The sequence below is a fragment of the Pseudomonas sp. 4CAES_32.4 genome (genome assembly GCF_058136335.1).
This window is the reverse complement of sequence record NZ_CM176882.1, coordinates 5,427,687-5,441,755: the sequence shown is the minus strand read 5'-3', so window position 1 is coordinate 5,441,755 and position 14,069 is coordinate 5,427,687. Positions and strand designations below refer to the sequence as shown.

Annotated in this window: 12 protein-coding genes; 4 read left to right on the top strand and 8 right to left on the bottom strand. The window is 60.3% G+C overall.

Annotated elements, in window-relative coordinates; all coding sequences use genetic code 11:
• Nucleotides 1-11 precede the first annotated feature (11 nt).
• The 4 genes from AC3Y64_RS24510 to miaB form a co-directional block, all read right to left on the bottom strand.
• Entirely contained in the window at nt 12-851 is an 840-nt protein-coding gene (locus AC3Y64_RS24510; protein ID WP_007909641.1) for a CorC family transporter, read from the bottom strand.
• A gap of 5 nt (nt 852-856) precedes the next feature.
• Nucleotides 857-1,351, bottom strand: coding sequence for an rRNA maturation RNase YbeY (ybeY, locus tag AC3Y64_RS24505; protein WP_489985537.1), 495 nt, complete (start codon nt 1,349-1,351; stop codon nt 857-859).
• Nucleotides 1,344-2,342 carry a PhoH family protein gene (locus AC3Y64_RS24500; protein WP_141126539.1) on the bottom strand — a complete coding sequence of 333 codons (999 nt, stop codon included), beginning with the start codon at nt 2,340-2,342 and terminating at the stop codon, nt 1,344-1,346. The genes ybeY and AC3Y64_RS24500 overlap by 8 nt, the downstream gene beginning before the upstream one ends.
• A gap of 232 nt (nt 2,343-2,574) precedes the next feature.
• Nucleotides 2,575-3,903, bottom strand: coding sequence for a tRNA (N6-isopentenyl adenosine(37)-C2)-methylthiotransferase MiaB (gene miaB / locus AC3Y64_RS24495; protein ID WP_137216658.1), 1,329 nt, complete (start codon nt 3,901-3,903; stop codon nt 2,575-2,577).
• Between the two features lie 133 nt (nt 3,904-4,036).
• Here miaB and AC3Y64_RS24490 point away from each other — a divergent pair, with 133 nt between their 5' ends.
• Nucleotides 4,037-4,366, top strand: a complete 330-nt coding sequence (locus tag AC3Y64_RS24490; protein ID WP_077045543.1) for a DUF1820 family protein — start codon at nt 4,037-4,039, stop codon at nt 4,364-4,366.
• Between the two features lie 51 nt (nt 4,367-4,417).
• Here the strand turns inward: AC3Y64_RS24490 and AC3Y64_RS24485 are convergent, their stop codons facing one another.
• The 4 genes from AC3Y64_RS24485 to AC3Y64_RS24470 all read right to left on the bottom strand — a co-directional run bounded on the left by AC3Y64_RS24485 (nt 4,418) and on the right by AC3Y64_RS24470 (nt 7,937).
• Nucleotides 4,418-4,972 (bottom strand): tetratricopeptide repeat protein, encoded by a 555-nt coding sequence (locus AC3Y64_RS24485; RefSeq protein WP_003228518.1) that lies wholly within the window; start codon nt 4,970-4,972, stop codon nt 4,418-4,420.
• Nucleotides 4,973-5,196: 224 nt separating this feature from the next.
• Nucleotides 5,197-6,480 carry a glutamate-1-semialdehyde 2,1-aminomutase gene (gene hemL, locus AC3Y64_RS24480; RefSeq protein ID WP_489985536.1) on the bottom strand — a complete coding sequence of 428 codons (1,284 nt, stop codon included), beginning with the start codon at nt 6,478-6,480 and terminating at the stop codon, nt 5,197-5,199.
• Nucleotides 6,481-6,497: 17 nt separating this feature from the next.
• Nucleotides 6,498-7,121: a thiamine phosphate synthase gene (thiE, locus tag AC3Y64_RS24475; protein ID WP_489985535.1), complete on the bottom strand. Its 624-nt coding sequence runs from the start codon at nt 7,119-7,121 to the stop codon at nt 6,498-6,500.
• Between the two features lie 18 nt (nt 7,122-7,139).
• A complete protein-coding gene (locus tag AC3Y64_RS24470) occupies nt 7,140-7,937 on the bottom strand; it encodes a hydroxymethylpyrimidine/phosphomethylpyrimidine kinase (protein WP_489985534.1) in 798 nt (265 codons plus the stop codon).
• 303 nt (nt 7,938-8,240) lie between these two features.
• Between AC3Y64_RS24470 and AC3Y64_RS24465 the strand changes: the two genes are divergently transcribed.
• The 3 genes from AC3Y64_RS24465 to amn all read left to right on the top strand — a co-directional run bounded on the left by AC3Y64_RS24465 (nt 8,241) and on the right by amn (nt 14,026).
• A complete protein-coding gene (locus tag AC3Y64_RS24465) occupies nt 8,241-10,595 on the top strand; it encodes a 7TM diverse intracellular signaling domain-containing protein (protein ID WP_489985533.1) in 2,355 nt (784 codons plus the stop codon).
• 96 nt (nt 10,596-10,691) lie between these two features.
• A complete protein-coding gene (locus tag AC3Y64_RS24460) occupies nt 10,692-12,341 on the top strand; it encodes an acyl-CoA dehydrogenase family protein (RefSeq protein WP_489985532.1) in 1,650 nt (549 codons plus the stop codon).
• Nucleotides 12,342-12,526: 185 nt separating this feature from the next.
• Entirely contained in the window at nt 12,527-14,026 is a 1,500-nt protein-coding gene (gene amn, locus AC3Y64_RS24455) for an AMP nucleosidase (protein WP_489988029.1), read from the top strand.
• Nucleotides 14,027-14,069: the final 43 nt, after the last annotated feature.

Here is a 14,069-nt window from a genome sequence, read left to right as displayed (position 1 = left end):
CCTTAGATTTTTTACCGAGCGATTGGAGTCAGTCGCAGCAAATGAATCCGACGGCTGTCGGCGTTCAGGATGCGGAAACGATAGGCGCCGATTTCAGTGATTTCGTTGCGTTTTGGCAAGTGCCCGAACGCGCTCATCACCAGACCTCCGACGGTGTCGAACTCGTCGTCGGAGAATTCGCTGTCGAAGAACTCGTTGAAGTTCTCGATCGGCGTCAGGGCCTTGATCAGGAAATCGCCACTTGGCAGCGGCTTGATGTAGCTGTCTTCTTCGACGTCGTGCTCGTCTTCGATGTCGCCGACGATCTGTTCGAGCACGTCTTCAATGGTCACCAGACCGGCCACGCCGCCGTATTCGTCGATGACGATGGCCATGTGGTTGTGGTTGGCGCGAAATTCACGCAGCAACACGTTCAGACGCTTGGACTCCGGCACGAACGTGGCCGGGCGCAGCAGATCCTTGATGTTGAAGCTGTCGCCGTTCTCCTTGAGGATCAGCGGCAGCAGATCCTTGGCCAGCAGCACGCCCATCACGTCGTCATGGCTTTCACCGATGACCGGATAGCGCGAGTGGGCCGAGTCGACCACGGCCGGGAGGAATTCGCGGGGTGTCTGGGTCGCCTTGATGCTGATCATCTGCGAGCGCGGCACCATGATGTCGCGTACTTGCAGGTCAGCCACCTGAATGGCGCCTTCGACGATGGCCAGCGCTTCGCTGTCCAGCAGTTTGTTCTGATGTGCATCACGCAGCAGCTCAAGAAGCTCCTGACGGTTCTTCGGCTCGTGGGCAAAAGCCTGGGTCAGTTTACCCAGCCATGACTTCTGCCCGTTGCTCGATCGATCTTCGCTCATAGCGATTACTCTGAATCCTTTGTTGTAACGATAGGGGATGTTTCGGTTTCGTCGTCCGCGTACGGATCGGGATAGCCCAATTCGGCAAGCAACTCGCGTTCCAGTGCTTCCATTTCTTCGGCTTCTTCGTCATCTATATGGTCGTAACCAAGCAGATGCAAGCAGCCGTGAATGACCAGATGTGCCCAGTGGGCCTTTAGTTCCTTGCCTTGTTCGGCGGCTTCGCGCTCAACCACGGCCACGCAGATCACCAGATCGCCAAGCAACGGGATGTCGAGAAACTCGTCAGGCACTTCGGCCGGGAACGACAGGACGTTGGTCGCGTAATCCTTGTGGCGCCAGGTGTGATTGAGTTCGCGACCTTCTTCCTTGTCGACCAGACGAATGGTCATTTCCGAGTCGGCGGTGCGTTGGCGCAGGGCCAGTTCGCACCACAGGCGGAAGTCGGCCTCGCTCGGCGCGCTCGCTTCAGTCGCGATTTGCAGGTCTAGCTCAAGCATTTCGCGGGGTGTCCTTGGGTGCTTCGTCACGGTTTTCGAAGCGCTCGTAGGCTTCGACGATCCGCTGGACCAAAGGATGGCGCACGACGTCTTTAGGCTGGAAGTGCGTGAAGCTGATGCCCGGCACGTCTTTGAGCACTTCGATCACATGGTGCAGACCCGATTTGGTGCCTTTCGGCAGGTCGACCTGGGTGATGTCACCGGTGATGACCGCTGTAGAGCCAAAGCCGATCCGCGTGAGGAACATCTTCATCTGTTCGACGGTGGTGTTCTGGCTTTCGTCGAGAATGATGAAGCTGTTGTTCAGCGTACGTCCGCGCATGTAAGCCAGCGGTGCAACCTCGATCACCTGACGTTCGATCAGCTTGGCTACATATTCGAAGCCGAGCATTTCGTAGAGCGCGTCGTAGAGCGGGCGCAGGTACGGGTCGATTTTCTGCGACAGGTCGCCGGGCAGGAAGCCGAGCTTTTCACCCGCTTCAACCGCCGGGCGCACCAGCAGGATACGCCGGATCTGTTCGCGCTCCAGTGCATCGACGGCGCAGGCAACGGCCAGATAGGTCTTGCCGGTACCGGCCGGGCCAATGCCGAAGTTGATGTCGTTGCCGAGAATTTCCTTCACGTAACGCAGTTGATTCAAGCCGCGTGGGCGAATCATGCCTTTCTTGGTGCGCAGGGCGACGGAGGCTTCGGCGGGGGCGTGATTGTCCAGTTCGACCACGGCCGATTCCTGCAGGAACAGGTGAACCGTATCTGGCGACAGCTCTGAACCTTTGGTTTCCCGGTACAGGCGACGAATGAGATTTTCCGCAGACGTGGTGTGTTTGGGGTCGCCGATCAGCTCGAACTGGTTTCCGCGATTGCGGATCTCGATCGTCAGGCGCTGTTCGATCAAGCGCAAATGCTCGTCGAATTGCCCGCACAGATTCGCGAAGCGGCGAGCCTCAAAGGGCTCGAGGATAAAACGATGTGGTTCTATGGGTGCGTTCAAGGTCGTATTTAGCCGCCCTGGGGCAATTGAGATGAAATCAAGGATAACGCCAGAGGCTTGGGTGCGAAAGCTCTTAAATATCTCAGCTTCAATCAACATCCCTGTGGGAGCTGGCTTGCCAGCGATGAGGCCATCAAGTCCAGCAAAGATGTTGCCAGTTACGCCGCTATCGCTGGCAAGTCGAATCGTCGCACCGCAGCTCCCACAGGTTTCTCTGTGCTTCTGATATCTGTTACTGGATCAACGAGCCGCGCAGCGAGTGCGGCTGTGCGGCATCGATGTGCACGTCGGCGAACTGGCCGATCAGGGTCGGATTGTCGCAGCGGAAGTTGACGATACGATTATTCTCGGTGCGCCCTTGCAGCTCACCCGGATCTTTCTTCGAATAATCAGTTACCAAAATCCGTTGGGTCGAACCGACCATTTGTCGGCTGATCTCGAAACCTTGCTGATTCAGGCGATGTTGCAGCGCGTTCAGGCGCTCCTTCTTCAACTCTTCCGGCGTGTCGTCGGCCAGATCGGCAGCCGGGGTGCCCGGGCGTTGGCTGTAAACGAACGAGTAGGAAAAGTCGAAACCGACGTCGGCAATCAGCTTCATGGTCTGCTCGAAATCTTTCTCGGTCTCGCCGGGGAAACCGACGATAAAGTCCGAGCTGATGCAGATCCCCGGCACGGCGGCGCGCAGTTTGCGCAGCTTGGATTTGTATTCCAGCGCGGTGTGATTGCGCTTCATCGCCGCGAGAATCCGGTCGGAGCCCGATTGCACCGGCAAGTGCAGGTGCTTCACCAATTCCGGCACGTCAGCGTGGGCCTGGATCAGGCTGTCCGAGAACTCCAGCGGATGCGAAGTGGTGTAGCGAATCCGGTCGATGCCATCGATGGCGGCGACTACGCGGATCAGCTCGGCCAGATCGGCCAGACGACCATCATGGGTGGTGCCGCGATAGCCGTTGACGTTCTGCCCCAGCAGAGTCACTTCGCGCACGCCGTTTTCGGCGAGGTGGATGACTTCGGCGATTACATCATCGAACGGCCGGCTGACTTCTTCGCCACGGGTGTAAGGCACCACGCAGAACGTGCAGTATTTGCTGCAACCTTCCATCACTGACACATAGGCGCTCGGGCCATCAATGCGCGGCTCGGGCAAGTGGTCGAATTTTTCGATTTCCGGGAACGAGACGTCGACCTGCGGCAGCTTGGTGATGCGTGCAGCGTCGATCATTTCCGGCAGGCGGTGCAGGGTCTGCGGGCCGAAGACCACGTCGACATACGGTGCGCGATCACGAATTGCCGCGCCTTCCTGGCTGGCCACGCAACCGCCGACGGCGATCACCATGTCCGGGTTGGCCAGTTTCAGTTCGCGCCAGCGACCCAGTTGCGAATACACGCGATCCTGGGCGCGCTCGCGGATCGAGCAGGTGTTGAGCAGAATCACGTCGGCGTCTTCCGCGCGTGCGGTGACTTCCAGGGCCTGATGTTCACCCAGCAGATCGACCATGCGCGAGCTGTCGTACTCGTTCATCTGGCAACCGTGGGTTTCGATGTAAAGCTTCTTGGCCATGGATTAGGGTCATCACGTGATTCAAAGAACCGCGCATTATAGGGAACAAGCCCTCAGGTTCCTACCGCTGCGCGTCCGGTGGCTATGCTATAGTTTGCGCCCTCATTTTTATCCCCGACGTTATCCCCCCGCCATGACCAAACGCGAAGCTCCAATCTATAAGGTGATTTTCCTCAACCAGGGCCAGGTGTTCGAAATGTACGCCAAGCAGATCTATCAAAGTGATCTGTGGGGCTTTCTGGAAGTGGAAGAGTTCGTCTTTGGCGAGCGCACGCAAGTGGTCGTCGACCCGAGCGAAGAAAAGCTCAAGGCGCAATTCGAAGGCGTGGTGCGCAGCTTTGTGCCGATGCATTCGATCGTGCGCATCGACGAGGTTGAGCGTCTGGGCACCCCGAAAATCAGCGAAGCCCGTGGCGCGGTCGGCAATGTGATGCCGTTTCCGGTGCCGATGCCTGAGAAGTAAAACCGAATCTGGATCGATAGTTCCCACGCAGAGCGTGGGAACTATCGCTGATCAGGGAAGAGGCGAGAACGGCGTACGCCCATCGGCGCTCTGCAGTTCCATCAGGTATTTACGGAAAATCTGCCCGAGCACCTGGGTGGCGGTCTCAAGATCTTCGCGGGACATTTTTTCGGAGACTTCGTCGGCGGTGTCCAGCGCATCTTCAGCGCCGTTGACCGCGGCCATCTTCAGCACGATGTACGCCTGAATGTTGTTGGCCTGCACGCCTTCACCGTGGAAAAACATGGTGCCGAGCTTGAATTGCGCCTGAGCGTGGCCTTGCAACGAGGCTTTTTCGAAGTAGCTCAAGGCTTGATTGAGGTCGCGCGGCGCATTCTTGCCGTCGTAGTAGAACTCACCCAACTCGTATTGCGCTTGCGCATCCCCTTCGTCCGCCGCTTTCTGGCAGGCGGCCAGTGCCTGCGTGACGTCTTGCGGCTGAGTATTGAGGGTGCAACGACCCATCGCCGGGATCAACAACGAGTTGCCGCCTGCTTGTGCATGCGCGAGCAGGGGCTGAAGGAGCAACAGGCAGCCCAAGGCAAGGGTGCGGCCGGTGCGGTTCATGGGAATCGACTTACCTCTGAAGGGCACGCGGACCCATCGAGGGATCCAATAAGCGCGCATTATGAAATAAGCAGGGCCAACCTTACAAAGTCTTTACTCGTTTTTCTGCTGCGCGGGGAATATATCGCCCACTTTAGGCAAGTTTTTTGGCAGCGCGTGGGAAAAACCGTGGGGATGTAGGTGAATGCTGACGCTGGCGATAGCCAACGTCAGCGGTACGGCGATTACTTCAGTGCCGCGAAGGCGCGCTCGGCAGCGTCCAGCGTCAGTTGCAACTCGGCTTCGCCGTGGGCGATCGAGGTGAAACCGGCTTCGAAGGCGCTCGGTGCCAGATAAACGCCACCTTCCAGCATCAGGTGGAAGAAGCGCCCGAACAGTGCAGCGTCGCTGGCCATCACGTCTTCAAAGGTGACGATGTCGTCGGCGCCGCTGAAGTACAGACCGAACATGCCGCCAGCCTGCGTGGTCACGAACGGAATGCCAGCAGCATCGGCGCGCTGTTGCAGGCCGTCGAGCAGGCGCGTGGTGTAGTCGGTCAGCTCGGCGTGGAAACCCGGACGGCTGATCAGACGCAGGGTGGTCAAGCCGGCGGCCATGGCCAACGGGTTACCCGACAACGTGCCGGCCTGATACACCGGGCCCAGCGGCGCAATGCGTTCCATGATTTCACGCTTGCCGCCGAAGCAGCCGACCGGCATGCCGCCACCGATGATCTTGCCGAAAGTAGTCAGGTCAGGATTGACCCCGTAGTACGCCTGAGCACCGCCGAGGGCGACGCGGAAACCGGTCATCACTTCGTCGAAAATCAGCACCACACCATGTTTGTCGCACAGCGAACGCAGGCCTTCGAGGAAACCTGGCGCCGGTGGCACGCAGTTCATGTTGCCGGCAACCGGCTCAACGATGATGCACGCCACGTCCTGGCCCACTTCAGCGAGCATCTGCTCAACCGCGTCGATGTCGTTGAACGGCAGGGTCAGGGTGTGTTTGGCGAAGGCCGCCGGCACGCCGGCCGAGCTCGGTACACCTTGGGTCAGCGCGCCGGAACCGGCCTTGACCAGCAGGCTGTCGGAGTGACCGTGGTAGCAGCCTTCGAATTTGATGATGCTGTCACGACCGGTGTAACCACGGGCCAGACGGATCGCGCTCATGGTCGCTTCGGTGCCGGAACTGACCATGCGCACCATGTCCATTGATGGCACCAGCGAGCAGACCAGATCGGCCATCTCGGTTTCCATCGCGGTCGGCGCGCCGTACGACAGACCGTGCTGCAACTGATTGCGCACCGCGTCGAGTACGTCCGGGTGGCTGTGGCCGAGGATCATCGGGCCCCACGAGCCAACGTAATCGACATAACGCTTGTCGTCTTCGTCAGTGACGTAAGCGCCTTCAGCGTGTTTGAAGAACAGCGGGGTGCCACCAACGCTCTTGAACGCGCGGACTGGCGAGTTCACGCCACCGGGAATGTGTTTCTGAGCGTTGGCAAACAGGGTTTCGGAACGAGACATGATCGGGCTCTCAATCTTCAGGATTTGAACAATTCGTTGAATGCGCGGGCGCGGCGGGTCACTTCGGCGGTGCTTTCAGCACTGAACAGACCGTGAACCACGGCGAGCAAGTCGACCCCGTGGGCCACCAGCGGCGCGGCGTTGTCGAGGGTGATGCCGCCAATCGCGCAGATCGGCAGGTGCAGGGTGCGCTTGGCATCGTCGAGCAGATCGAGGCTGCAAGCGGGTGCACCGGGTTTGGTGTTGGAATTGAAGAAGCGGCCGAAGGCGACGTAACTCGCGCCTTCTTTGGCGGCTTGTTCGGCCAGCGCAATTTGCGCGTGGCAGGTCGAACCGATGATCGCTTTCGAACCGAGCAGGGCACGGGTCGGCGACAGCGGGCCATCGGTCTGCCCCAGGTGTACGCCGACATTAAGGCGCGCGGCCAGTTCGGCGTCATCGTTGATGATCAACTGCGTCTTGTAGCGCTCGCACAGATCGCGCAGCGTTTCGGCCTCGCGCAAGCGGCGGGCCTCGTCGCTGCTCTTGTCGCGGTATTGCAGCAGGGTGACGCCGCCTTCCAGCGCCGCCTCCACGTAAGACAGAAACTTGCCGGCCAGCAAGGTGCTGTCGGTAATGGCATACAGGCCACGTAGTTTCATCGGGCAGACCTCACGACGTTACGAGCAGAAATCCAGCGGCAGGCGACGTGGAACGAACTGGCCTTTGCCCAGTTGTTCGGCATCGCGCAGAGTGCGCCAGGTGTAATCCAAAGCACTGCGCACGGCGCTGGCCAGGTGCTCGCCCTGAGCCAATCGCCCAGCCAACGCGCTGGCCAAGGTGCAACCGGAACCGTGATAGCTGCCCGGCAGACGCTGGCAGATAAAGGTTTCGCGCAGGCCGTCGCGGCTGTATACGCGGTTGTGGATTTCAGTTTCGTCGCCGTGGCCGCCGGTGATCAGCAGGTTTTTGACGAACGGCAGGAGTTTTTCCGCGCACTCGTCCGCGGTGCCTTCGGGCAGTTCGGCGAGGATGCGCGCTTCAGGGAGGTTAGGGGTGGCAATGATCGACAGCGGCAGCAGACGCTCGCGCATCGCAAAGCCGACCTCGTCCTTGCCCAGCCGTCCGCCGCCGCCGGCGCGCAGCACCGGGTCGCAGACCACCGGCAAGTGCGGGTGCGCCGAGAGCAGTTCGACAACGGTGTCGACCATCTCCAGCGAACCGAGCATGCCCAGTTTGACCGCGGCGACTTCGGAATCGTTAAGCACGGCATTGGCCTGGGCCAATACCCACTCACGGTCGAGGACGCGGAAGTCAGTGACGTTGACAGTGTCTTGCACGGTCAGGGCGGTGACGGCCGGAGCCGCATGGCAACCCTGCGCGAGCAGGGCTTCGATATCTGCCTGCAAGCCGGCGCCACCACTTGGGTCGTGGCCGGAGAGACAGAGGACAACGGGGCGAGAGCTGTAGATATTCATGGTGCGCGAGCTTACCACCAAAGCTGATTCTGGGGTTCAGTCCCGTCGTGCTGGGTCGATAACCCGGTCAGTGATTTTTCGTGCAGCGATGCAACCTGACCAATCCAACAGCTCTAGCTCGCTGCTTTGCTCTGGAACGCCCGTTCTAGAGCCTTTGTAGGAAAAATTTCAATGGTGCTCAATGGCCATCAACGGCTATGCTAGTCTGGATCCAAACCAATAACAGGTAATACCGGTTTTACGTCTACTCAAAGGGAATGGGGGGCTTCCTGACACAACCGGACGAGCCACGCTGGGGCTTCAATGCGCTATCTGCTGATGTTGCTGTTCTGCTTGCCCCTCATGGCGAGCGCCGTCGAATTCGACGAATTCACCCAGAGCCTGCCTTTGGGCCGATCGCTGCAAGTGTTCGAAGACCCGAGCGGTCAGGCGAGCATTGCCGACGTTCGCGCGCAAGCCGCTGCCGGCAATTTCAAAGCCCACGATAAAGCCACGCTCAATGCCGGTTACTCGCGCTCGGCGTTCTGGCTGAAGATCGACCTGCATTATCGCCCGAGCAATCCCGCTGCCCAGCGCACCTGGCTACTGGAGCTGGCGTATCCGCCGCTCGATCATCTCGACCTGTACCTGCCCGATGCCAGTGGCGACTATCGCCTCGTCCGCCAGACAGGCGACGCCTTGCCATTCGCCAGCCGCGAAATTCGCCAGAACAACTATCTGTTCGACCTCGCCTTCGAGCCGGATCAGCAACAAACCGTGTACCTGCGACTGGCCAGCGAAGGCTCGATCCAGGCGCCGGTGACGTTGTGGTCGAGCACCGCGTACCTCGAAGACCAGCCGGTGCGCCTGTATGTGCTCGGCATCATTTATGGCGTGTTGCTGGGGATGGTGGTCTACAACCTGTTCATCTACCTCAGCGTGCGCGACACCAGCTACCTCTATTACATCTTCTACATCGCCTCGTTCGGTCTTTATCAACTGTCGGTGAACGGTGCGGCGGTCGAGTACTTCTGGCCGAACAATCCTTGGTGGGCCAACGCCGCGACGCCGTTTTTCATCGGTTGTGCGGGTCTGTTCGGCAGCCAGTTCGCCCGCAGCTTTCTGCAGACCAAAAACCACAGCCGCTGGCTCGACCGCTTGTTGATCGGCCTGATTGCATTCGGTGCGCTGGTCATCGGTCTGTCGCTGATGACCAGCTACGCGCTGGCCCTGCGCCTGGCGACGACGCTGGCGCTGACCTTCACCGTGGTGATTTTTGCCGCCGGGATTCTGGCTTGGTGGCGCGGTTTGCGCGTGGCGCGATACTTCATCATTGCCTGGTCGGCTTTCCTGCTCGGCGGCATCGTCAACACGCTGATGGTGCTCGGTTTGCTGCCGAACGTGTTCCTGACCATGTACGCCAGCCAGATCGGCTCGGCCATCGAAGTGGCGCTGCTGTCGCTGGCGCTGGCCGACCGTATCAATGCGATGCGCGAGCAACAGGCGCAGACCCTGTACGACGCCGGGCAGAAACTCGAAGTGCTCAACCAGCAACTGGCCCACAGCAACAAGCTCAAGGACGAATTTCTCGCGACCCTGACCCACGAACTGCGCACGCCGATGAACGGTGTGATCGGTTCGCTGGAACTGATGCAGACCGTCGAGATGGATCCTGAGTTGGAGCAATACCAACAGACCGCCGCCGGTTCCGCGCGGGACATGATGCGCATGGTCAACGGTATCCTCACCCTCACCGAACTGCAGGCCGGCAAACTCAAGGCTTCGCCGGGCAGTTTCAGTTTGCGCGCGGTGATTGAGGCATTGCGCGTGCAGTTCGATGGCAACGCGGCGAGCAAGTCGCTGGACTTCAAGGTCGATGTGCTGCCGACTCTGCCGGACCGCTTGCACGGCGACAGCGCCAAACTCGCGCAATGCCTGGAATGCCTGCTGGATAACGCGATCAAGTTCACCCGTGTCGGCGGGCTGGCGCTGCGGGTCACCGGCAAACCGTCGACGGGCAATCGTCTGGCGTTGTCGTTTGCGGTGATCGACACCGGCATCGGTTTTACCGATCTGGGTGAGGCAACCATGTATCAGCGCTTCTTCCAGCTCGACGGTTCGATGACCCGCGAGTATGGCGGGCTGGGTGTTGGCCTGGCGATCTGCCGACAGTTGGTCGAGTTGCTCGACGGCAAGCTCACCCACCGCTCGGAACCGGGACGCGGCAGCCGTTTTCAGCTGGATGTCGAGTTTGAACTGCCGGTGGTCGAAGCGGCGCCCGTCTCCGCGCCTGCGCGCGATCACCTGCGTTGCGCACAAGACTGCACGGTGTTGCTGGTGGACGACAACAGCGTCAATCAACTGGTGATGCGCGGCATGTTGCTCAAGCTCGGTTTCCGCGTGCGCACTGCCGATAACGGCGCGGCTGCTTTGGATTGCCTGCAGCGTGAAGCCTTCGATGCGGTGCTGGTCGACTGCCAACTGCCGGCACACGATGGCGCGTCATTGTGCTGCCAGATTCATGCATTGCCGGGCTGCGCCAATCTGCCAGTGTTCATGCTTGCGCTGAGTGCCGACCGCGAGCTCTGTGCCACGGGCGCGCCGGTCGATTATCTGAACAAACCGGTGAAATTCGAGGATTTGCAGTTGGCGCTGGAGCGTCGGGTGCTGTGCTGCTGAGAGGGTAAAAGCGCCGCCAATTCGGCGGGTATGACACTTTGAGCGGTTGCGGGGCGGTGCTTAACTGAGTTCCTTGGTTGCGCAAAGGAGCCCGTCATGAACCTGCATCAGTTCGCCGAAACCCACGAAGTCACCAACCAGCCGCCTTCGCTGGACGGCACCAACCTGTACCGCATCGACCTGCCTTTGCAGGAGTGGTCGCGGCGTTTTGGTGCGGGATGGGCCGAGTCGCGCATCGATGCCTACGGCGCGCTCGCCGGCGGGCCGCTGATGGAAGCCGGGTTCCTCGCCAATCAGAACAAACCCACGTTCGCCAGCCATGACCGCTACGGTCATCGAATTGATTTGGTGGAGTTTCACCCCGCCTATCACGAACTGATGCGCACGGCGATCGAGCATGGTCTGACTTCATTGCCATGGTCGCATCCTCAGGACGGTGCCCACGTCGCCCGCGCCGCTATGACGTATCTGCACAGTCAGGCCGAGGCGGGCAGCGGATGCCCGTTGACCATGACCTTCGCCAGCGTACCGGCCCTGCGTTTGCAGGCGAATCTCGCCGAGCAATGGCTGCCGAAAGTCCTCGCCACTCAATACGATCCGCGCAACGTCGGCATGGCGCACAAGGCTGGCGTCACTATTGGCATGGCGATGACCGAGAAGCAGGGCGGCACCGACGTGCGCGCCAACACCACGAAGGCCTATCCGGTCGGCGCCAGCGGTCCGGGTCAGGCCTACGAGTTGGTCGGGCACAAGTGGTTCTGCTCCGCGCCAATGTGCGACGCGTTCCTCACGCTGGCGCAGACCGACAAGGGCTTGAGCTGCTTTCTGCTACCACGCCATCGCCCGGACGATACGCGCAATCAGTTCTATATCCAGCGTCTGAAAAACAAACTCGGCAACCAGTCCAACGCTTCCAGTGAAGTGGAATTCCGTGGTGCGCTGGCGTGGATGGTCGGTGAAGAAGGGCGCGGTGTGCCGACCATTATCGAAATGGTCGCGATGACTCGCTTCGATTGCATGGTCGGTTCCAGTGCGCTAATGCGTCAGGCGTTGACCCAGGCCAGCCACCACTGCGCGCACCGCAAGGTCGGTGGCAAGCTGCTCAGCGAACAGCCGTTGATGCAGAACGTGCTGGCCGATCTGGCCCTGGAAAGTGAAGCCGCGCTGGCTCTGAGTTTGCGCATGGGCAAGGCGCTGGATCATCTGGATGATCGCCACGAAGCGCAATTTGCGCGGCTGGTGACGGCGGTGGGCAAATACTGGATCTGCAAACGCGCGCCGGGAATGATCAACGAAGCGGCGGAATGCATGGGCGGCGCCGGGTATGTCGAGGACAGCATTCTGCCGCGTCTGTACCGCGAGGCACCGGTGAACTCGACGTGGGAAGGCTCGGGGAATGTGCAGTGTCTCGACGTGCTCCGCGCGTTGTCGAAAGAACCGGGTGTGCTGGATGTGTTGTTCAGCGAGTTGGGCGACGGCCATGGCGATAAGCGGCTGGCCGCGCATATTCAACAGCTGCAGGCGCAGTTCAAGGATACGAGCGACATTCAGTATCGGGCGCGGCAACTGACCGAAGACATCGCGCTCGGTTTGCAGGCCAAGCTTCTTCTGGAGGCAGGGAACTCGGTGGTCAGTGATGCTTTCATTGCCAGCCGCCTGAGCGGTGGTGGCCGCGTCTACGGTGCTTTGCCGCGAGGCCTGGATATCGAAGCCCTCGTCGCCCGCTCGACCCCGCAAGGTTTCTGAAACCTCACGCCTATCCCCTGTGGGAGCTAGCCCTGCTAGCGATTGCGTACCGTCAGTCAGCACTTTTGTCGACTGACACACCGCAATCGCTAGCAGGGCTAGCTCCCACAGGGGTTCATCGGTGACTGACATATTGTGCGGTTGCCAACATGCCACTGTTCCCGTCGCGCCACGATGCAGGCAAGATGAAGCTCTGCAAGTCAGAACACAGGAAGCTGATCGTGACCGAAGCGTTTATTGTTGTTCAAACCGCCGAACAAGCCGTGGATCGTCTGGCCGAGCTGCATGAGCGGGCCACCACTGCGCTGAACTCGGCGCTCAAGCGTTACCTCAAGGATCGCGTCGAACCCGACGCTGCGCAGCGTGCTCTGTTTCGTTATCCCGAACTGCGTCTGACCTATCACTGCCAGGGCGAAGTCCCGCAAACCACCCGCGCCTACGCCAAGGTGCAGCTGCCGGGCACTTACAGCGTCACCGTCACCCACCCGGCGGCGTTCCGCAAATACCTGCTCGAGCAACTTGTGCCGTTGATGCACGACTTCACCGTGACTGTGGAAGTCGGCGTCAGCCAGCAAAACATTCCGTATCCGTATGTGGTTGAGCAGGGCGATGAACTGGCCGGCTCAGGCGTCACCGCTGCCGTGCTGGCGCGGGTGTTCCCGAGTACCGACCTGTCCGCCGCCACCGATGGCATCGCCGACGGTCTCTACGATTGGGAAAACACCGATCCGCTGCCGCTGGCGTTGTTCGACGCCGCGCGCGTGGATTTCTCGCTGCGTCGTCTGGTGCACTACACCGGCAGCGACTGGCGCCATGTGCAGCCGTGGATTCTGCTGACCAACTATCACCGCTACGTCGACCAGTTCATCGTTCATGGTCTGGAGCAGTTGCGCAGCGATCCGCGTTTCGTGCGCATGGTCCTGCCGGGCAATGTGATCATCGAGAAGGGCATGGATCACGGCGAAGCGTCGGCGATTGCCGCCGGTGTGGTCTGGCACCGTTATCAGATGCCGGCGTATCACCTGATCGCCAACGATGGCCACGGCGTGACATTGGTCAATATCGGCGTCGGCCCGTCCAACGCCAAGAACATCACCGACCACTTGGCCGTGCTGCGTCCGCATTGCTGGCTGATGATCGGTCACTGCGGTGGCCTGCGTCAGTCGCAGACCATTGGCGACTATGTGCTGGCCCACGCTTACATGCGTCGCGACGGCATTCTCGACCGCGTGGTGCCGCCGAACATTCCGATTCCGGCACTGGCCGAAGTGCAACTGGCGCTGCAACAGGCAGCGGCGAATGTCACTGGCGAGAAGGGCGACGATCTGAAAAAACGTCTGCGCACCGGCACCGTGCTGACCTACGACGATCGTAACTGGGAGCTGCGTTGGGCCCAGGAGCGGCCACTGATCAACCTGTCCCGTGCCGTCGCGGTGGACATGGAAAGCGGCACGATTGCCGCGCAGGGTTATCGTCTGCGCGTGCCGTACGGCACGTTGCTCTGCGTTTCCGACAAACCGCTGCACAGTGAAATCAAGCTACCGGGTTCGGCCAACGCTTTCTATGAGCGTGCAGTCAGCCAGCACTTGAAGATCGGCATCGAAGCGGTCGATCTGCTGCGCACTGAACTCAACTCGCTGCACTCGCGCAAACTGCGCAGCTTCGACGAACCGCCGTTCCGTTAACGGTTAGTCGTGGTCATTTGGCGGTCGGGGCACTAGCATTGTC

What these genes read in the sequence shown, in the direction of transcription:
- AC3Y64_RS24490 (WP_077045543.1), top strand. Translation starts at nt 4,037, where the DNA reads ATGACCAAACGCGAAGCTCCAATCTATAAGGTGATTTTCCTCAACCAG.
- AC3Y64_RS24510 (WP_007909641.1), bottom strand. Translation starts at nt 851, where the DNA reads ATGAGCGAAGATCGATCGAGCAACGGGCAGAAGTCATGGCTGGGTAAA.
- thiE (WP_489985535.1), bottom strand. Translation starts at nt 7,121, where the DNA reads ATGAAACTACGTGGCCTGTATGCCATTACCGACAGCACCTTGCTGGCC.
- miaB (WP_137216658.1), bottom strand. Translation starts at nt 3,903, where the DNA reads ATGGCCAAGAAGCTTTACATCGAAACCCACGGTTGCCAGATGAACGAG.
- AC3Y64_RS24465 (WP_489985533.1), top strand. Translation starts at nt 8,241, where the DNA reads ATGCGCTATCTGCTGATGTTGCTGTTCTGCTTGCCCCTCATGGCGAGC.
- amn (WP_489988029.1), top strand. Translation starts at nt 12,527, where the DNA reads ATGAAGCTCTGCAAGTCAGAACACAGGAAGCTGATCGTGACCGAAGCG.
- AC3Y64_RS24485 (WP_003228518.1), bottom strand. Translation starts at nt 4,972, where the DNA reads ATGAACCGCACCGGCCGCACCCTTGCCTTGGGCTGCCTGTTGCTCCTT.
- AC3Y64_RS24460 (WP_489985532.1), top strand. Translation starts at nt 10,692, where the DNA reads ATGAACCTGCATCAGTTCGCCGAAACCCACGAAGTCACCAACCAGCCG.
- hemL (WP_489985536.1), bottom strand. Translation starts at nt 6,480, where the DNA reads ATGTCTCGTTCCGAAACCCTGTTTGCCAACGCTCAGAAACACATTCCC.
- AC3Y64_RS24470 (WP_489985534.1), bottom strand. Translation starts at nt 7,937, where the DNA reads ATGAATATCTACAGCTCTCGCCCCGTTGTCCTCTGTCTCTCCGGCCAC.
- ybeY (WP_489985537.1), bottom strand. Translation starts at nt 1,351, where the DNA reads ATGCTTGAGCTAGACCTGCAAATCGCGACTGAAGCGAGCGCGCCGAGC.